Origin of the sequence: Lysobacter soyae (assembly GCF_019551435.1) — a bacterium.
GTDB lineage: Bacteria > Pseudomonadota > Gammaproteobacteria > Xanthomonadales > Xanthomonadaceae > Solilutibacter > Solilutibacter soyae.
The window spans coordinates 1066793-1083998 of record NZ_CP080544.1; the positions used below are offsets into that span (position 1 = coordinate 1066793).

The 17206-nt window shown below is 59.2% G+C and carries 18 protein-coding genes; 7 read left to right on the plus strand and 11 right to left on the minus strand.

Annotated elements, in window-relative coordinates; genetic code table 11:
- Positions 1-4: 4 nt before the first annotated feature.
- Genes H8L67_RS05115 through asnS form a run of 6 tightly spaced genes read right to left on the minus strand, consistent with a single transcriptional unit; the run spans position 5 to position 3665 of the window.
- A complete protein-coding gene (locus H8L67_RS05115; RefSeq protein ID WP_220380658.1) occupies positions 5-553 on the minus strand; it encodes a 3-hydroxyanthranilate 3,4-dioxygenase in 549 nt (182 codons plus the stop codon).
- Complete coding sequence (locus tag H8L67_RS05120) at positions 553-984, minus strand: RidA family protein (RefSeq protein ID WP_220380659.1); 432 nt, start codon at positions 982-984, stop codon at positions 553-555. Before H8L67_RS05120 ends, H8L67_RS05115 begins: the two co-directional genes overlap by 1 nt.
- A complete protein-coding gene (can, locus tag H8L67_RS05125) occupies positions 981-1643 on the minus strand; it encodes a carbonate dehydratase (protein WP_220378800.1) in 663 nt (220 codons plus the stop codon). The genes H8L67_RS05120 and can overlap by 4 nt, the downstream gene beginning before the upstream one ends.
- Complete coding sequence (locus H8L67_RS05130; protein ID WP_220378801.1) at positions 1640-1954, minus strand: hypothetical protein; 315 nt, start codon at positions 1952-1954, stop codon at positions 1640-1642. The genes can and H8L67_RS05130 overlap by 4 nt, the downstream gene beginning before the upstream one ends.
- Positions 1951-2268, minus strand: a complete 318-nt coding sequence (locus H8L67_RS05135) for a hypothetical protein (protein ID WP_220378802.1) — start codon at positions 2266-2268, stop codon at positions 1951-1953. Before H8L67_RS05135 ends, H8L67_RS05130 begins: the two co-directional genes overlap by 4 nt.
- Before the next feature lie 2 nt (positions 2269-2270).
- Positions 2271-3665 (minus strand): asparagine--tRNA ligase, encoded by a 1395-nt coding sequence (gene asnS, locus H8L67_RS05140; RefSeq protein WP_220378803.1) that lies wholly within the window; start codon positions 3663-3665, stop codon positions 2271-2273.
- Positions 3666-3772: 107 nt separating this feature from the next.
- On the opposite strand from asnS, the gene H8L67_RS05145 reads away from it, so the two are divergent.
- From H8L67_RS05145 to alr, 6 genes are all read left to right on the plus strand, one after another.
- The gene (locus tag H8L67_RS05145; protein WP_220380749.1) at positions 3773-4114 is read left to right on the plus strand and encodes a HesB/IscA family protein; all 342 of its coding nucleotides are present in this window, start codon (positions 3773-3775) and stop codon (positions 4112-4114) included.
- A gap of 144 nt (positions 4115-4258) precedes the next feature.
- Positions 4259-4687, plus strand: coding sequence for a 30S ribosomal protein S6 (gene rpsF / locus H8L67_RS05150; RefSeq protein ID WP_220378804.1), 429 nt, complete (start codon positions 4259-4261; stop codon positions 4685-4687).
- An 11-nt stretch (positions 4688-4698) separates the two neighbouring features.
- A complete protein-coding gene (gene rpsR / locus H8L67_RS05155) occupies positions 4699-4929 on the plus strand; it encodes a 30S ribosomal protein S18 (RefSeq protein ID WP_166296184.1) in 231 nt (76 codons plus the stop codon).
- A 61-nt stretch (positions 4930-4990) separates the two neighbouring features.
- Complete coding sequence (gene rplI / locus H8L67_RS05160) at positions 4991-5443, plus strand: 50S ribosomal protein L9 (protein WP_220378805.1); 453 nt, start codon at positions 4991-4993, stop codon at positions 5441-5443.
- A 189-nt stretch (positions 5444-5632) separates the two neighbouring features.
- Positions 5633-7030 (plus strand): replicative DNA helicase, encoded by a 1398-nt coding sequence (locus tag H8L67_RS05165; RefSeq protein WP_220378806.1) that lies wholly within the window; start codon positions 5633-5635, stop codon positions 7028-7030.
- A 36-nt stretch (positions 7031-7066) separates the two neighbouring features.
- On the plus strand, positions 7067-8158 hold the full coding sequence (gene alr / locus H8L67_RS05170; RefSeq protein ID WP_220378807.1) for an alanine racemase: 1092 nt from the start codon (positions 7067-7069) through the stop codon (positions 8156-8158).
- On the opposite strand, the gene H8L67_RS05175 is transcribed toward alr, so the two are convergent.
- From H8L67_RS05175 to H8L67_RS05185, 3 genes are read right to left on the minus strand one after another with little or no spacing between them, the layout of a single operon-like run.
- The gene (locus H8L67_RS05175; RefSeq protein WP_220378808.1) at positions 8159-9913 is read right to left on the minus strand and encodes an ABC transporter transmembrane domain-containing protein; all 1755 of its coding nucleotides are present in this window, start codon (positions 9911-9913) and stop codon (positions 8159-8161) included.
- Positions 9910-10917 (minus strand): tetratricopeptide repeat protein, encoded by a 1008-nt coding sequence (locus H8L67_RS05180; RefSeq protein WP_220378809.1) that lies wholly within the window; start codon positions 10915-10917, stop codon positions 9910-9912. The genes H8L67_RS05175 and H8L67_RS05180 overlap by 4 nt, the downstream gene beginning before the upstream one ends.
- Positions 10914-11471 carry an RNA polymerase sigma factor gene (locus H8L67_RS05185; protein ID WP_220380750.1) on the minus strand — a complete coding sequence of 186 codons (558 nt, stop codon included), beginning with the start codon at positions 11469-11471 and terminating at the stop codon, positions 10914-10916. The genes H8L67_RS05180 and H8L67_RS05185 overlap by 4 nt, the downstream gene beginning before the upstream one ends.
- 97 nt (positions 11472-11568) lie before the next feature.
- Here H8L67_RS05185 and H8L67_RS05190 point away from each other — a divergent pair, with 97 nt between their 5' ends.
- On the plus strand, positions 11569-14421 hold the full coding sequence (locus H8L67_RS05190) for an EAL domain-containing protein (RefSeq protein ID WP_220378810.1): 2853 nt from the start codon (positions 11569-11571) through the stop codon (positions 14419-14421).
- Here the strand turns inward: H8L67_RS05190 and H8L67_RS05195 are convergent.
- A complete protein-coding gene (locus tag H8L67_RS05195) occupies positions 14418-15842 on the minus strand; it encodes an aldehyde dehydrogenase family protein (RefSeq protein WP_220378811.1) in 1425 nt (474 codons plus the stop codon). The two genes, H8L67_RS05190 and H8L67_RS05195, sit on opposite strands and share 4 nt — an antisense overlap.
- Positions 15839-17185, minus strand: a complete 1347-nt coding sequence (gene xseA, locus H8L67_RS05200) for an exodeoxyribonuclease VII large subunit (protein WP_220378812.1) — start codon at positions 17183-17185, stop codon at positions 15839-15841. The genes H8L67_RS05195 and xseA overlap by 4 nt, the downstream gene beginning before the upstream one ends.
- Between the last annotated feature and the right edge of the window lie 21 nt (positions 17186-17206).

The window sequence follows — 17206 nt, forward strand, 5'->3', positions numbered from 1 at the left end:
CGGGTCAGGTGATGTCCGCTTGTGAGCTGGCATCAAGTTCGTATCGGGTGGGTCTCGGATTCAAAGTGCCGCAATGCTTGCAGGTGCGCAAGTCTTCGCTGCGATAAAAACGCTCGAACACGGCAAAGAAATCCTTTTCGATATCTTCGAGATGGAAGAATTCCTCGTAAATCTTTTCATTGCAGTTGACGCAGAACCACATCAATGCGTCATCTTCGTGCGCGAGACGCTTGCGCTCCATCACCAGACCGACGGATCCCGGCATGCGTTGCGGGCTGTGCGGAATGCGCGGCGGCAAGTAAAAAATCTCACCCGCTTTGATCGGGATATCCCGTACCTGTCCGTCCTCTTGGATTCGCAGGACCATCTCGCCTTCAATTTGGTAGAACCACTCCGGTCCCTCTTCAAAGTGGTAGTCGGTGCGCGCATTCGGGCCGCCGACAATCATCACGATGAAGTCATCTTGGACGATGGTCTTGTTGCCGACCGGCGGTTTGAGCAGGTGGCGGTGTTCTTCAATCCAGGCAGGCAAGTTGATCGGGTTCGGCAACATCAGTCATCCTTCAGCACGGCGGTGCATTTGAATTCGATGGCAATCGGTGCGGGCAGGGCGGTGATCCCGACCGTCGTGCGGCAAGGGGCAGACGCCGCTTGCGGAAATTTCTCTGCCCAAATGGCGTTGTAGGTTTTGAAGTCGCGGTCCATGTCAGTCAGGAACACTGTCACGTCCACGACGTCCGACCACGTCGCGCCACAGGCATTCAAGACGCGCTCGACATTGTCCAAGACCGACCGCGTTTGCAATGCGATGTCATACGCGATCAGCCGGCCGTCGGCGTCATAGGTGTTGCCGGGTGCTTGGTTGGTTTCGGGGTCGCGCGGGCCGATCCCGGAAAGGAACAAGAATCGACCGGCGCGGCGCGCATGCGGGTAGTGGCCAACCGGAAGCGGCGCAGCATCACTGTGGATGCTTTCTGTCGTCATCGGTTTTCCGTATCGATGTGGATTTGCGCGAGGGCGCGCGCGTATTGCGTCTTCAAGACCTCGTTCGAATCGATGTTCAGACCGATGTCGTGGACGATGCCGTCCTTCAAGCTGTAGACCCAGCCGTGAACAACCAGCTTCTGACCCCGCGCCCACGCGTCCTGAACGATTGTGGTCGTGCACACATGGGTGACTTGTTCCAAAGCGTTCAAATCGCAGAGTCGGTCGTGACGCAGTTCCTGATCTCCCAGCGATTCGATGAAATCAGCGTGTTTATCGCGAACGTCAGTCACATGGCGGATCCAGTTGTCTGCCAACCCGAGCCGGCTTTGATTCAAACCGGCGTGGACGCCGCCGCAACCATAGTGACCCACCACCAGGATATGTTCGACTTTCAGAACATCGACGGCAAACTGGATCACCGAGAGGCAATTCAGATCGGTGTGAACGACGACATTGGCGATGTTGCGATGGACGAAGACCTCACCGGGTGCGACGTCCACCACTTGGTTCGCAGGCACGCGGGAATCAGAGCAGCCTATCCACAAGTATTTCGGGGCTTGCTGCTTGGAAAGCCGCTGAAAGAACGTCGGATCCTCGGCATGGACACGCTCGGACCATTGGCGATTGTTTTCAAGCAGGCCATTCAAATGTGTCATGCAGGGGTTCCCAATTTGCGCACCATGTGCGGTATCAAAGCGTCGTCATGCGCTGCGGTCGGCGGCGCGAATTCCGTCAGGCTGAAGCCGCGCATGCGTGCGTCGTCTTCGTCCAAACCGTCCCAAGACACGAACTCGGCGTCCATCAATGCGGCGCGCGCGGTATCCGGACTGTCATAAGGCAGACGGTTGCCATCGGAATCCAGCACTTCTGCGGTGCCCGCATCCAATATCCGCATCCGTGCCCAGATGAGCGTGTTGCCCAAGGTGGCGAGCCACCATTCATCCCGCGGAAGTTCGTCGTCGATCATCCGCCTACTCCCGGATACAGCGTTGCAAAGAGGTAAAGCAAAAAGGCGAAAAACAGACCCGTCAAAATGATGATGAGCGAGATTCGCGCAGGTGTTGCCAATCCGGTGAACGAGCGATCCTGCAAACTGCGATAGTGACCCGTGAGCAACCACCAGAGCGCTTTGGGATTCAAGAACGCGAATTCCCCGAGCAGGGGTTTGGTTTCAGGGTGTTTGTCGCGCAGATGCACGAGCGACAGCGGCCAAAAAATCACGAAGGCGGTGGCGCCTGCAATGGCCATTGCCACAAACCACAATGCGAAAAACAGGACCATGATCAGAACTCCGCGCTGCCAGGTGCCCGCGGATACGCAATCGCGTCGCGGATATTGGTCAGGCCGCAGACGTAGACCACCAAGCGTTCAAATCCGAGCCCGAACCCCGCGTGCGGAACGCTGCCGTAGCGGCGGAAATCGCGGTACCAGCCGTAATGCTCGGGATCCAACCCGAACTGCTGCATCCGTGCATCCAAGACGTCCAAGCGCTCTTCGCGTTGCGAGCCCCCGATGATTTCGCCGATGCCGGGCGCGAGCACATCCATGGCCGCAACGGTTTTGCCGTCGTCATTGAGGCGCATATAAAACGCCTTGATGTGTTCGGGGTAGTTCATCACGACTACCGGACGACCCACGTGTTCTTCGGTCAACCAGCGTTCGTGCTCGGTTTGCAGGTCAAGACCCCATTCGACCGGGAACTCGAACTTCTTGCCACTCTTTTGCAGCAGCGAGACCGCATCGGTGTAATCGATACGCTCAAACGGTGCATTGACGAAGGCTTCCAAGCGGGTCACCGCGTCTTTTTGCACGCGCTCGGCAATGAAGGCCATGTCGTCCGCACGTTCGCTCAACACCGCGCGGAAGAGGTACTTGAGGAAGTCTTCGGCGAGATTGGCGTTGTCATTCAGGTCGGCAAAAGCGATTTCCGGTTCGATCATCCAGAATTCGGCCAAATGGCGCGTGGTGTGGGACTGCTCGGCACGGAAGGTCGGCCCGAAGGTGTACACCTTGCTGAGCGCCAAACAATAGGCTTCGACGTTCAATTGCCCCGAGACGGTCAAGAAGGTTTCTTTGCCGAAGAAATCGCGGCTGAAATCCACTTGCCCATCTTGGGTGCGCGGCAGGTTGGCCATGTCCAGCGTCGAGATCCGGAACATCTGGCCGGCGCCCTCGGCGTCGCTGGTGGTGATGATCGGCGTCGAGATCCAGTAGAAGCCGTTCTCATGGAAATAGCGGTGTACCGCCATCGACAGGCAGTGACGGATGCGGGTAACGGCGCCGAACAAGTTGGTGCGCGGGCGCAAATGGGCGACTTCGCGCAGGAATTCCGGTGACATCGGCTTCGGCTGGATCGGGTAGGTCAGCGGGTCTTCCACCCAACCGATCACCTCGACCGAATCGGCCTGGATTTCATAGCTCTGACCCTTGCCCTGCGATTTGACCAACGTGCCCGTCGCAATGACGGAACAGCCCGAGGTGAGCTTGCGGATGTCTTCGAAATTGGTAAGCGCATTGGTCGCCACTACCTGCATCGGTGCAAAGCACGAGCCGTCACTGACTTGAATGAAGCACAGATTGGCGGATTCGCGCAGGGTGCGGACCCAGCCGCGAAGGGTGACTTTTCCGCCCTCGGGCAACTTGCCCGAAAGCGCATGTTCTACGCTGGAAATCGTCATGGTGCGAGGCGCTCGGGATGAATCTTGGGGAAACATCCATAATAAAGGAAAGCCCGCCGGAGGCATGGTGGCTTGAAGCGGGTGCAGCTCGGCCCCATGATGTGCGCATGAGTATCCAATTGGCGCCCTCGGCGCTTGAACGCGTACAAAGTTATCTCGCCGCCGAGCCCGCCAAGGCAGGGCTTCGATTTGGTGTCCGCAAGACCGGCTGTTCGGGCTGGGGCTATGTCATCGAGATGGCAGATGCGGTGAACGACGCCGATGCGGTTTTCGAACAGGCGGGCGTCAAAATTCTCGTGGATCCTGCGAGCCTGCCCCTGGTCGACGGCACGGAGATTGATTTCATCAAGCAGGGCCTGAATGAGCAGTTTGTTTTCAGAAACCCGCAGGTGAAGGGCGAGTGCGGTTGTGGTGAGAGCTTCACCACTGACCCCGACAAAGCGCTCTGAGTCGTCCGGCGCGGCGTTGCCTTGCGCACAAGTGATTGATTTGCCATAATATCCGGCTCCCCGGAAGGGGAGACCTTGCTCCATCCCAATGGGGGAGCTGTCCGGATCGCAATCCCGCGGCCGGGTATCCACAAGGAAAACACCATGCGTCATTACGAAATCGTGTTCATGGTCCATCCGGACCAAAGCGAACAAGTGCCGGGCATGATCGAGCGCACCACCGCGCTGATCGAAGCCGCCGGCGGCAAAATCCACCGCACCGAAGATTGGGGCCGCCGCATGCTGGCTTACCCGATCAACAATCTGGTGAAGGCCCACTACATCATGATGAACATCGAAGCCGATCAAGCTTCGTTGAACGAACTCGTTGACGGCTTCCGCTTCAACGATGCCGTGCTGCGTCACCTTGTGATCGCACGTGATGAAGCCGTGACCGAGCAATCCTTGATCATGAAGAACAAGGACGAGAAGGTCGAACGTGGTGACCGCGACCGTCGCCGTCGCGACGACGTTGAAGTCGAAGGCGTTGAAGATTCGGAAGAATCCGACGACGACACCACTGAAGCCGCCTGAGGAGTACACACATGTCCAAGTTCTTCCGCCGTCGCAAGTTCTGCAAATTCACCGCAGAAGGCATCGTTGAAGTCGATTACAAAGACCTCAATACTCTGCGCCAATACATCACCGAAAACGGCAAGATCATCCCGAGCCGCATCACTGGTACCAAGTCGCGCTACCAGCGCCAACTGGCTACCGCCGTGAAGCGCGCCCGCTTCCTCGCGCTGTTGCCGTATACCGACAACCACGACGTTTGATCGCCGCTGTCCATCCGGACAACAACACTGCTGCAGCGAACGCTGCTAACGGAGACACCCCATGAAATTGATTCTGTTGCAAAAAGTCCAAAACCTCGGCGCGCTCGGCGATACCGTCAACGTGAAGCCGGGCTACGGCCGCAACTTCCTCGTGCCCCAAGGCAAAGCCGTGCCGGCCACGGCCGCAAACCTGGCCTCGTTCGAAGCGAAGCGCGCTGAATACGAAGCGAAAGCCAAGTCGATCCTTGACGAAGCCGAAGCGCGTCGTGCCAAACTCGACGGTGGCAGCGTGACCATCAAGGCGCACGCATCGGCCGAAGGCAAGTTGTACGGTTCGGTCACCCCGCGTGACATCGCTGATGCGCTCACCGCGCAAGGCACCCCGGTGCAAAAGAGCGAAGTGGTGTTGGGCGAAGGTCCGATCCGCCACACCGGCGAATTCGACGTGGTGCTGCACTTCGCGGCAGACGTCGAAACCACGGTCAAGGTCATCGTCGAAGGTGACGCTGCCTGATCGCAGGTTCCATGTTGTTTGATACGGGCGCTTCGGCGCCCGTATTTTTTTGTCTCAATCGGTGAGACGGCGTTCGCGTATAGGTATTGAAGATTCCCACCGGTTATCCACAGGCTTGTCCCTAACACCGGGATGCGTCGACGTGATTAGATGGTCGGCCGTTGCAATGTTTCATGGAGCCCTTGTCCGATGTCATCCAAACCGCGCTTCAATTCGGATAACCGGACAGAACGGAAGATCGATCAACTGCGTGTGCCGCCGCATTCGATCGAAGCTGAGCAAAGTGTTTTAGGCGGACTGATGTTGTCTCCCGTCTCGATCGAAGCCGTGGCGGAGATCCTGACCGAGGCGGCTTTCTATCGCCGCGACCATCAGCTGATCTACCGCGCAATCAAACAACTGAACGATAAAGACCAGCCCTTCGATGCGGTGACCTTGGGCGAGTGGTTCGATTCGCAAGGCATGTCGGAAATGGTGGCAGGCGGCGCCTACTTGATCGAACTGGCGTCGACAACGCCTTCGGCCGCCAATATTCGCGCCTACGCCAACATTGTGCGCGACAAGGCCACGCTGCGGAATTTGATCGAAGTCGGCACCAAGATCGTCAACGACGCGTTCCAGCCGGAAGGGCGGGAGAGTCGCGAGGTGCTGGCCAAGGCAGAACAAGACGTCTTCGCATTGGCCAATACAGAAGGTCAGGGTCGCAAGGATTTTGTTGATTTGAATTCCGCACTGAACAGCGCGGTGGACATGCTGCAAGAGCGCTACGCCAATCAGGGCGCGGTCACCGGCTTGTCCACGGGCTACACCGATCTGGATGAAATGACCGCGGGCCTGCAGCCCAGCGATTTGGTCATCGTCGCTGCGCGTCCCTCGATGGGTAAGACCACGCTGGCACTCAACATGGCCGAATACGCCGCCATCAAGTCGCGCAAGGCGGTCGCGGTGTTCTCTATGGAAATGTCGGCGGCGCAGTTAGCCATGCGCTTGGTGTCCTCCGTCGGTCGGATCGACGCGCGGCGATTGCGCACCGGCGAACTGCAAGACGAAGATTGGACGCGGGTGACCCATGCGGTGTCGATGTTGAATACCGCAAAAATCTTCATCGAAGAAACGCCCGGTTTGTCACCGGATGTGCTGCGCTCGAAATCGCGTCGCCTGAAGCGCGAGCACGATTTGGGCTTGATCGTGATCGATTACCTGCAGTTGATGTCCGTGCCGGGCAATAACGAAAACCGCGCCACCGAAATCTCCGAGATTTCCCGAAGCCTGAAAGCCCTGGCAAAAGAATTGAATGTGCCGGTCATCGCCTTGTCGCAGTTAAACCGGTCGCTGGAAACTCGCACCGACAAACGTCCGGTCATGGCTGACTTGCGCGAATCGGGTGCTATCGAGCAAGACGCCGACATGATCTGCTTCATCTACCGCGACGAGTACTACAACAAAGAATCCAATGACAAAGGCTTGGCCGAAATCATTATCGGCAAGCAACGTAACGGTCCGACCGGCATGGTCAAGCTGAAGTTCTTCGGTGAGTACACGCGCTTTGACAATCTCGCGCGCGACAGCGTTGGCAGTTTCGAATAATACGCGGGCCTGACACGCATCTTTTAAACTTTATCGATGGCACGCTCAACCACCGCAATCATCCATCCCGAAGCGCTCCGGCACAATTTGGGCGTCGTCCGCAAGCTCGCGCCCTCAAGCAAGGTGATGGCCATCGTCAAGGCCGACGGTTACGGCCATGGCTTGGAACGGGTTGCCAATGCCTTGTCGGGTGCGGATGCGTTCGGCGTGGCGGCGCTGGCAGACGCGGAACGATTGCGCGCCGCCGGCATGTCGCAGCCGATCCTGTTGCTATCCGGTTTCGACGCACCGGATGATCTTCCGCGCATGCGTGCGTTGAATGTTTGGTCGGTGGTGCACCACGCCTCGCAACTGGCGATGCTGGCGCAATCAGACGGCACGGAGGCCTTGCGATGCTGGCTGAAGGTGGACACCGGCATGCACCGTTTGGGATTTGCGCCTGAAGAGGCGCGTGACGCGCACGCCCGCTTGCGTCAATTGCCAAATGTCGATCCCGAGATCGGATTGCTGCAGCACTTCGCCAGTTCCGATGAATATGTGGACAGCGCCTCCCGCGGTGCCCAAACATTGTCTCAGTTGAAGTTGTTTGATGAAGTCACGGCGGGCCTGGGTGGCGAGCGCTCGATGGCCAATTCGGCCGCGGTGCTGGGATGGCCGCAATCGCATGGCGATTGGGTACGGCCGGGCGGGGCGCTTTACGGTATTTCGGTCTGTGAGGGCAAAACCGGGGCCGATTACGGGCTTCGACCGGCCATGACATTCACCACACGTCTGATTTCAGTCAAGAAGATTCCGGCGGGTGGGCGTGTCGGTTACGCCGGCACTTGGACCGCGCCCGAAGACATGACCATCGGTATTGCCGCTGTGGGTTACGGTGATGGCTATCCGCGCACCGCCGCTTCCGGCACCTTGGTGAAGGTTGGCGACCACGTTGTTCCCACGGTCGGCCGGGTCTCGATGGACTTGATGACTTTGGATTTGCGACGCTTTCCCGACGCGCAGCCGGGCGAGCAAGTCACCTTGTGGGGCGAGGACATTCCGGTGGAACACGTCGGCGCATCTGCAGGCACCATCGGCTATGAGCCGGTGTGTTCAATTACACGCCGTGTCCGCTTCGTCGAAGACTGATCAGTCTAGGAATTGAAGTTTGGCGAGGTCGGCATACAAGCCGCCTTGCGACAAGAGCTCGCTGTGGGTGCCACTGGCGACGATCCGACCCGCCTCCATCACGACGATCCGGTCGGCCTTCAATATGGTCGAGAGACGATGTGCGATCACCAGGGTGGTGCGACCTTCCATCAGGTGCCCCAACGCGGTTTGAACCGCCATTTCACTCTGGGCGTCCAGCGCTGAAGTGGCCTCATCCAGCAGCAGCACCGGCGCGTCCTTGAGAATTGCCCGCGCGATGACGATGCGTTGTTGCTGTCCGCCTGACAGACGCGCACCACGTTCGCCCAATTGGGCGTTGAAGCCATCCGGCAAGGCTTGGATGAAGTCGAGCGCCTCTGCGGCACGCGTAGCCGAATGCAATTCCGCGTCGGTGGCTTCCAAGCGTCCGTATCGAATATTTTCCGCCGCCGTTGCGGCAAACAGCGTCGGCGACTGCGGTACCAGCGCGATGTTGTCGCGAAGCTCGGCGGGGTCAGCCGTCCGGATATCCACGTTGTCCAACAACACCTGTCCGCCGTCCGGATCATGGAAACGCAACAGCAAAGAAAAGACGGTGCTTTTGCCTGCGCCGGACGGGCCGACCAAAGCGACGGTCTCACCCGGGCGCACATGCAAGCTGAAGTCCTGCAAGGCAGCCGTATCCGGTCGCGACGGATAGTGGAAGACCACGTTTTCAAAACGAATGTCACCCTTTACCTTCGCGGGCCAATGGGCAGGGTCGGCCGGCGCGCGAATTTCCGGCGACTCTTGCATCAGTTCATTGATCCGACCCATGCCGCCCGCGGCACGTTGTAGTTCGTTCCACACTTCTGCCAATGCGCCGACCGAGCCGCCGCCGATCATCGCGTACATCAGGAACTGGCCCAAGGTTCCCGCGCTCATTTCACCCGAGACCACTTCGCGGGCGCCGCTCCAAAGCACCAGCGTCACCGCACCGAAGATCAGGACAATCGCAAGTGCTGTCACCCAGGATTGCGCGGCAATGCGTTTGCGCGCGCTATCGAGCGCCACGCGCAAGCCGCTGGCATAGCGCGTCAATTCGTAGGTCTCTCGCGCGTGGGCTTGAACGGTGCGCATGGCGCCCAACACTTCGCTGGCATGCGTGTTGGCATCGGCAATGCGATCTTGATTTTGCCTGGACATGCCTTGCAGTCGACGACCGCTCAGAACAATAGGTGCCACAGCCAAAGGAATGCCGATCATTGTGTAGCCGGCCAAATGCGGACTGGTGACGACGAGTCCGACCAAGCTGCCGAGCACAGTGATGGTGCTGCGCAAAGCTACCGACATGGTCGAACCTACGACGCTACGCAACAATTCGGCATCGGCAGTCAGGCGCGAGACCAGCTCGCCGCTGCGGGTTTTGTCTTGAAATTCCGCATCCAGGGAAAGCAAGTGCGTAAACAAACGTTGGCGCAAATCCGCGACGACGCGCTCACCCAGCAACGAAACGAAAAAGAATCTCACCGCGGTTGCCACCGCGAGCACGAGCGTAACGCCGAAAATAAAAAGAAATGTGCCGTCAATCTTCGACAGATCGTGGAAGCCTTGGTCAATCATCTTGCGGATCGCCACCGGAATGGTCAGCGTCGCGGCCGAACTGCAGGCAAGTGCAATCAGCCAACCGGCGAACAAGGCTTTTTCGCGAAGGACGAACGGCCATAGTGCGCGCAAGGTGCCGACTGCGACGCGCGGTTTCTTTTCTTCAGTCATTTTTCAGGGGTCACTTTCCCCAAGGGAGCGAGATCCGGGGGTACCGTCGATTGCGGGTAACGCTTGCGCCATGCCTCCAGGCTGGCTGCGGCTTCGTCCTTTTTGCCGGCTTGGTACAGCGCGCGAATGCGTTTCAACCAAGCTTGCTGGACGTCTTCCGCATCCATGGTTTTGGGTGGTCGCGCATCGTAACCGTTTTCAAGCGCGATTTCGCCACTGCGTGCAGCGGCTGCCGGAGGAGGGGAGGCAACCGCGGGGGACGATGCCGGCGCAGGAAGTTCCGCCGCAGTGACCGCCGTCGTAGCGGAGGGCACCGGCAAAACCACACCCGCCGCTTCATCTGCACGTCGCGCGCTAGTGTCGTCCACCGGTGGAGCGGGTGGCGGTGACAGGCGACGTTTTGCCTGCATTTGTGCGGCTTGGGCACCGGCGGCTTCAGCTGCTTCAGCTGCCTTGAACGCGGCATCCGCTGTCGGCTTCGCGGCGATGGGAGCAGGCGCGGCGGGCGCGGCGGGCGCGGCGGGCGCGGCGGGCGGAGTGAGCGCTTCCGCCACCGGATCGCGGCGCGGAACCACGGGCGCGTCGGCGCTAGCGGGCGCAGGCGCTTGCGGCGAGACCACAGGGGCAGCATCTGTCGCTGCTGGGATCGCGGCTTCGGCCGCGACGCCGGTAGGCATCGGTACGGGCGATTCGACATTGTTTGCGGGGGCAGCCGCCGCAGGTTCGCTCGAACGCATCGCATCCACGCCTTCCTGGCGTGGTGCGTGCATGGATTTCCAACCCAAGCCCAGGGCAAGCACGCACACCGCGGCGACACCGCCGTACTTCAGCCATCCGATTCCGTGCGCCGGGGTTCGCGTTTCGGACTGCAATGCACGTCGCGCTTCGGCACGTATCGCATCGTCCACCCCCGGCGAGGGCGCATGCGTCCGTTTGCTGAAACCCAGTTTCGCCGCCAGTACGCGCTCGTCTTCGGTCAACGGATCGAACTCATCGATGCTCACGACGCCATCTCCATCTTCAATTTGTCCATGGCATACCGCAAACGGGATTTGACCGTTTCCCGCCCCACACCGGTGATACGACCGATATCTTCCAAGGACAGCTGTTGATCCAGCCTTAATGCCACGACCACCCGTTGTTCGTCGGGAAGGCGCTCCAAGGCCAATTGCAGGTGTCGCCTTTGTTCAAACTCGGAGAGCTCGGTCTCCGGCGTGCGGGTCTCAGCCACCCGTTCAAGACGCGCTTCCGCATCGGCCGGCGCGGAGGGACGCAATTTTGCGCCGCGCCAATGGTCCATCAAGCGGTTGTGGGCGATCTGGAACAGCCAGCTTTTGAAATTGGCGGTGGGCTGCCATTGCTTGCGATTGGCAATCACTTTTTGCCACACATCTTGGAAAATTTCGTCTGCTAGCGCCTGGTTGCGCAGGTGCTGCATGAGAAATCGAAACAGCGGCAGGCGGCAACTTTGATAAAGACGATCAAACGCATTCGGATCGCCGGCCGCATAGGCAGCCATCCAAACGTTGTCCTGATCGATGTTCGAGTCGCCGTCCATAAGGGAAAAATTCTTGTTCCGCAGCACCATGCTACCCGACATGGATTGAACGGGAGCGTGTCGTCTTCGGGGTCGTCCTTTGCGTTATTCTGCAGCCATGGGAGTCGTTTCAAGCACCACGATCGTCGGGGAGTCCAATGGTTGCGCGGAGTTCCCGCGAATCGCCCGATTCTTGCGCGAAATCGGCGCCATTTTGCCTGATGGCGCCGCGGTCGCCGGCGCTTGGGTCTTTGCCGGTGCTTCCGCCGCCTGTTCCAGCGGCGCTGATCGCAAAAATCTTGAGACTTTTGCCCTGAGTGCATTGGAGCAAGCGTATCCGCTCGAGCCCTACTTGAAAGTTTGGACATCGGGTCGGCGCAAGCAGGCATTTGTGGTTCGTGTGCCCGCCGGGGCGACGCTTGAAGCTTCCATTTGGAACTTCGCCGTCTCGCAGTTTGAGTCGGTCCTCGATTCCGAGCGCGCTGATCGGCAGGTCCAGGCGTTGGATGCCTCGAAGCAACTTCAACAAGCCTTGTTCAACATCAGTGAAGTGGTGCAGTCGGATGCCACCATGGACGAGGTCTTGGAGATCATCCATAAAGATGTCGCGCAATTGATGTACGCGCGCAACTTCATGGTACTCACCTGGGATCGTGAAACGGACTTGGTTCAATTGCGCTATTTCATTGATGAGATGGACCAGGCAACGAAAGTTGCTTCACGGGAACCCAAGCCCGCGTCGAAAATGACCGAAAGTCTCGCTGTGAAAATGATGGTGGTCGGAAAGCCATTGCTGGGCCCATCCGATGACTTGTGCATCGAGTATGGCATCAGCACCGACCCGCGTTACGGTTCACCAAGCAAGGCGTGGTTGGGCGTACCGATGTTGAGCCGCGGTGTGGTGCGTGGCGCCATCGTCGTTCAAAGCTACGAAAAAGAAGCCGAGTATTCGGAAGAATCCTTGCGGATTTTGGAGTTCGTCGCGCAACATTTGCAAATGGCGTTGGATCAGCGCCGTGAGTTCGATGCGTTGGAAGCACGCGTGATCGAGCGCACGCGACAGTTGCGCCAAGCCAATGCGGTGTTGCAATCGGAAATCAGCGAGCGACAGCGGGGTGAAGCGCTGCAGCGCACCTTGTTCCGCATCTCGGAGCTTTCAACGGCGCCGATCAGCGGCGAACGGTTTTTTGCCGAGGTGCACGAAATCATTTCCAAACTGGTCGAATGCCAGAACTTCTTCATTGCGCTATTGGATGACACCGGTGAGTATCTCGAGCTGGTGTATCGGATCGATTTGCAGGACACCACACCCAAGCGCCGGCATCGTTTGAACTCGGTGACGGATTATGTGGTCACTCACGGTCGCCCGACTTTGCTGGATCGCAACGGCGTCCAAGCCATGATCGATTCCGGACAAGTTGTGCCGAGTGGCGAAGTGCCGTATTCGTGGTTGGGCGTCCCGCTGCGCAAAGACAACATGGTGATCGGGGCGATGGTCGTGCAAAGCTACGATCCGGGCGTCACCTACAGCGAGCGGGATCTCGAATTGTTTGTCTTCGCCGCGCAACAGGTGGGCGGCGCGCTCGCCCGGCGCGCTGCGGTGGGCGAACTGGAAGACCGCGTCGAACGCCGTACACAGGAATTGGCACGCTCCAATCGCGCGTTGCTTGCAGAAATTGCAGAGCGCATTCGCGTTGAAGATCGTCTGCACCACCAAGCGCAGCATGATGTGTTGACTGGCCTTGCCAATCGAAGACAGCTCTTGGACCGTTTGTCGCGCGACATGCGCAATGCACGATCCGATGGCACGGCGCCCTCATTCGCGGTGCTGTACCTCGACATGGACCAATTCAAACTGGTCAATGACTCGATGGGACATGCTGCTGGCGATGAGATGCTGGTGGACGTGGCGAGACGCCTGCAAGATCACGTGCGTCCCGATGATCTTGTCGCGCGACTGGGGGGCGATGAGTTCGCCATTCTCACCGAACATTTCGATGATCCTTTGGTTATCGAGTCCATGGCGGCGAGAATCCTATCTGCTTTCGAACGGCCGCTGCGGATTCATGACCGCGAGCTATTCCCTTCGGCCAGCATCGGCATTGCCTATTGGCGCGAAGGCTACGTCAACGGAGAAGAATTGCTGCGGGACGCGGATGCGGCGATGTATCGCGCGAAAGCACTGGGCCGCGGAAAGTTCATGGTGTTCGACGAGGAGATGCGCGCCGAATCCATGCGCTTGCTTGATCTGGAAGCCGATCTGCGCCGTGCCATCAACAATGAGTCTTTTGAAGTCGTTTATCAGCCTGTCGTTGCGATCGACCGTGCGACGGTGGTCGGTCACGAAGCCTTGGTGCGTTGGATCGCGCCGGATGGCCGCCGGATTCTGCCGGATCGGTTTATCGGAATGGGTGAAGACAGCGGCTTGATCCAAGCCGTCGATTGGTTGGTTTACAAAAAAGTGGCAGCGAGGCTGGCCAATGCGGGCGACACCTACGTCAGCATCAACGTATCGCCGCAGCATTTCCAGTCCGGCGATTTTGTCGAGCGTTTGATTGCCATGATGAACGATGCCGGTGCCGACTTGAATCGGCTTCGGATCGAGATCACGGAAAGCGCCTTGATGGAAGACGACGGTCTCGCCATGGAGGTGCTCATGAAGTTGCGTCGCAGCGGCATCAAGACCTTGTTGGATGATTTCGGCACCGGCTATTCGGCGCTCTCGTATTTGCGGCGCTTCCCCTTGTACGGCATCAAAGTCGATCGCTCCTTTGTCTCCGGCATGAGCGCCGACGGCGATGGCAGCAGCGAGGCATTGGTCAACGCGATTGTCGCCATGTCTCACGCTTTGGATCTGGAGTGCGTCGCTGAAGGGGTGGAAACCGAATACCAAGCGCAACGTCTGGTCGCCGCGGGTTGTGGTTATGCACAAGGCTTCTTGTACGGTCGCCCCGGATCGCTCGACCCCTAACGGTCTTTCAGCAACAGCAATCTCGTTTCACTCATGTCTTCGATGGCGTATCGCACGCCTTCACGCCCGATGCCGGAATCTTTGACGCCCCCATAGGGCATGGCATCGACGCGAATGCTTGGAACGTCGCCGATGACGACGCCGCCGACTTCCAAGATGTCCCATGCGCGCATCGCATGGGAAAGATTGGCCGTGAATACGCCGGCCTGAAGACCGAACCGACTCGCATTGACGCGTTTCAGTGCGCTGTCGAAACGTGAGAACGGTTCAATCACCAAGACCGGGCCGAAAACTTCCTCGGTTTGGAGTTTGGCGTTCGGCGGTACTTGTTCAAAGAGCGCGGGAGGCAGTCGATTGCCGCGCCGCACGCCGCGCACCAACGCTTTTCCGCCTAGCGCTTCCGCTTCATCCATCCACTCGTCAATGCGCTTTGCCGCGGGAATGTCGATGATCGGGCCGATATCTGTCTTGGGGTGAATCGGGTTGCCGGATTTCAATGCGCGTACGGCCTTGATCAACCGTGTCTTCAGTTGCGGATAGAGGGATTCGTGAATGTACAAGCGTTGCACGCTGATGCAACTTTGACCGCTTTGGTAATAGGCGCCGAAAACGATTCGCTCGACCAATGTCCCGAGGTCACAGCCCGGATCCGCGTCAACGATGCAGGCGGCGTTGCCGCCCAATTCCAAGGTGACCTTCTTGCGACCGGCTTTGGCTTTGAGATCCCAGCCCACCAATCCGCCGGTGAAGGAGAGCAGCGCGATCCGGTCGTCTTCCACCAAGGGTGCGGCGTCGTCATTGCTGCAAGGCAAAACTGAAAATGCCCCTTCGGGCAATCCCGCGCCGGCCAACACTTCCGCAATGATCAATGCCCCGACCGGTGTGTTGGCCGCGGGCTTCAGGACAAATGGGCAGCCTGCGGCAATGGCAGGGGCAACTTTGTGCGCCACCAAATTCAGCGGGAAGTTGAAGGGCGTGATGAAACTGCAGACGCCGATCGGCACGCGTTTGGTGAATCCGCGCAAACCGTCGGCGCGGGGCGAAATGGCCAGTGAAAGGACATCGCCTTGCTCGCGCATCACTTCGCTGGCGGCAACGCGAAATGTATCGATGAGCCTTGCGACTTCCCCTTTCGCATCTTTGATCGGCTTGCCGGCTTCGACGCACAAGGCCTGTGCCAGCGCGTCCTGCTTGGACTCGAACGCGCTTACGCAATGCTGCAAGACGCGTTGGCGTTCGTGGACCGGAAGCGCCGCCATAGCAGGTTTGGCGCGCTCGGCTGCGCGAATCGCCGCCAGTACATCGGCACGCTTTCCGAACGCGACCTTCCAAGCGACCCGACCGGTGTACTTGTCCAAAACCTCGAGCGTGTGTTCGCTATGTACCGGTGAACCGGCCAAATAAAAAGGCAAACGCTTCATGGAAGTTTCTCCGTTCCGGTGATGCGCAAAAACAACGTGCCGTCGCTGACCTTGGCATTCAACGAGTCGCCGGTCGCCACCTGTTCCACCGACACCACCAATTTGCCGGCGGAGTCTTGCAACAAGGCGTATCCGCGGTCTACCGTGGCCAACGGACTGATGGCGTGCAGCGTCCGGCCCAATCCCTGCAACCTTTGCAGGCGAAGACGCATCAACCGACCGGTGGACTCGGACAGTCTGTGTAGCGCTGTGTCGCTGCGCGCCCGCAATTCACCCGGAAGTCCGCCCGGATGATTGGCCATGAGGCGCGCGCGTAACTGCCGTAGGCGCGTGAGCCGCTCGTTGTTCTCCATGGCACGGCGATAGGTGATTCTCGCCCACACCGCATCAGCACGTTCGCGCATCGACTTGAACCGTGACAGCGGCGAGGTTGCCGACAACCGGCGCTCAACTTGGTCAAGATGCCGGCGCGCCAGATCGAGCCCGTGTCGGTTGCGCTGAGACAGTCGGCGCATGGCGGCGTCGACGCGAATGGCGAGATCTCCAGAAGCGGGCGTGATCAACTCCGCGGCGGCGGACGGCGTTGCCGCGCGCACATCCGCGGCGAAGTCTGCCAAGGTCGTATCGCTCTCATGCCCGACCGCCGACACGGTGGGTGTTTGCGCCACGGCAATGGCGCGCACCAATGATTCGTCATTGAATGCCCATAGATCCTCAAGCGAGCCGCCGCCACGCGTGAGCAGGATGACGTCGTACCGTCGGCTCGCATCCGCCCATTGCAAGGCCTCGCGGATTTGTCCGGGCGCCGTAACGCCTTGCACTTGAACAGGAATCAGGTCGATGGCGACCAAGGGAAACCGCCGCGAGATCACACTGATGACATCCCTTACAGCCGCGCCGCTTGGCGACGTGATAACGGCCAAACGTCGCACGAACCGTGGCAGCGTTTGTTTGTTGCGGGGGTCGAACAGACCTTCGGCTTGCAACTTCTGCCGCAGCAGTTCCAACTGCCGGCGCAGTTCGCCTTCGCCTGCAAGTGTCATGCCATCGGCGATCAACTGGTAATCGCCGCGCGGCTCGTACAGCGAAATGCGTCCGTGGACGATCACGCGCGTGCCGTCCTTGGGCTGGAAGTCGAGGCGTTGGCTCTTGGGTTTGAACAATGCGCAACGCACCTGCGCGCGCTCGTCCTTCAACGTGAAGTACAGGTGGCCGGAGGACGGCCGGGCCAGATTGCCGATTTCGCCCTCCACCTGGATGTCTGAAAACATATCTTCCAGAGCGTTGCGGGCGAGGCTGTTGAGTTGGCTGGGGGTGAGAACGGGCTCATCTGGGGTGCGCATGGGATCAGCATAACGATTCAG

What these genes read in the sequence shown, in the direction of transcription:
- H8L67_RS05185 (WP_220380750.1), bottom strand. Translation starts at nt 11,471, where the DNA reads ATGGACGGCGACTCGAACATCGATCAGGACAACGTTTGGATGGCTGCC.
- H8L67_RS05145 (WP_220380749.1), top strand. Translation starts at nt 3,773, where the DNA reads ATGAGTATCCAATTGGCGCCCTCGGCGCTTGAACGCGTACAAAGTTAT.
- H8L67_RS05135 (WP_220378802.1), bottom strand. Translation starts at nt 2,268, where the DNA reads ATGGTCCTGTTTTTCGCATTGTGGTTTGTGGCAATGGCCATTGCAGGC.
- H8L67_RS05165 (WP_220378806.1), top strand. Translation starts at nt 5,633, where the DNA reads ATGTCATCCAAACCGCGCTTCAATTCGGATAACCGGACAGAACGGAAG.
- rpsR (WP_166296184.1), top strand. Translation starts at nt 4,699, where the DNA reads ATGTCCAAGTTCTTCCGCCGTCGCAAGTTCTGCAAATTCACCGCAGAA.
- asnS (WP_220378803.1), bottom strand. Translation starts at nt 3,665, where the DNA reads ATGACGATTTCCAGCGTAGAACATGCGCTTTCGGGCAAGTTGCCCGAG.
- rpsF (WP_220378804.1), top strand. Translation starts at nt 4,259, where the DNA reads ATGCGTCATTACGAAATCGTGTTCATGGTCCATCCGGACCAAAGCGAA.
- can (WP_220378800.1), bottom strand. Translation starts at nt 1,643, where the DNA reads ATGACACATTTGAATGGCCTGCTTGAAAACAATCGCCAATGGTCCGAG.
- alr (WP_220378807.1), top strand. Translation starts at nt 7,067, where the DNA reads ATGGCACGCTCAACCACCGCAATCATCCATCCCGAAGCGCTCCGGCAC.
- H8L67_RS05120 (WP_220380659.1), bottom strand. Translation starts at nt 984, where the DNA reads ATGACGACAGAAAGCATCCACAGTGATGCTGCGCCGCTTCCGGTTGGC.
- rplI (WP_220378805.1), top strand. Translation starts at nt 4,991, where the DNA reads ATGAAATTGATTCTGTTGCAAAAAGTCCAAAACCTCGGCGCGCTCGGC.
- H8L67_RS05130 (WP_220378801.1), bottom strand. Translation starts at nt 1,954, where the DNA reads ATGATCGACGACGAACTTCCGCGGGATGAATGGTGGCTCGCCACCTTG.
- H8L67_RS05190 (WP_220378810.1), top strand. Translation starts at nt 11,569, where the DNA reads ATGGGAGTCGTTTCAAGCACCACGATCGTCGGGGAGTCCAATGGTTGC.
- H8L67_RS05175 (WP_220378808.1), bottom strand. Translation starts at nt 9,913, where the DNA reads ATGACTGAAGAAAAGAAACCGCGCGTCGCAGTCGGCACCTTGCGCGCA.
- xseA (WP_220378812.1), bottom strand. Translation starts at nt 17,185, where the DNA reads ATGCGCACCCCAGATGAGCCCGTTCTCACCCCCAGCCAACTCAACAGC.
- H8L67_RS05195 (WP_220378811.1), bottom strand. Translation starts at nt 15,842, where the DNA reads ATGAAGCGTTTGCCTTTTTATTTGGCCGGTTCACCGGTACATAGCGAA.
- H8L67_RS05115 (WP_220380658.1), bottom strand. Translation starts at nt 553, where the DNA reads ATGTTGCCGAACCCGATCAACTTGCCTGCCTGGATTGAAGAACACCGC.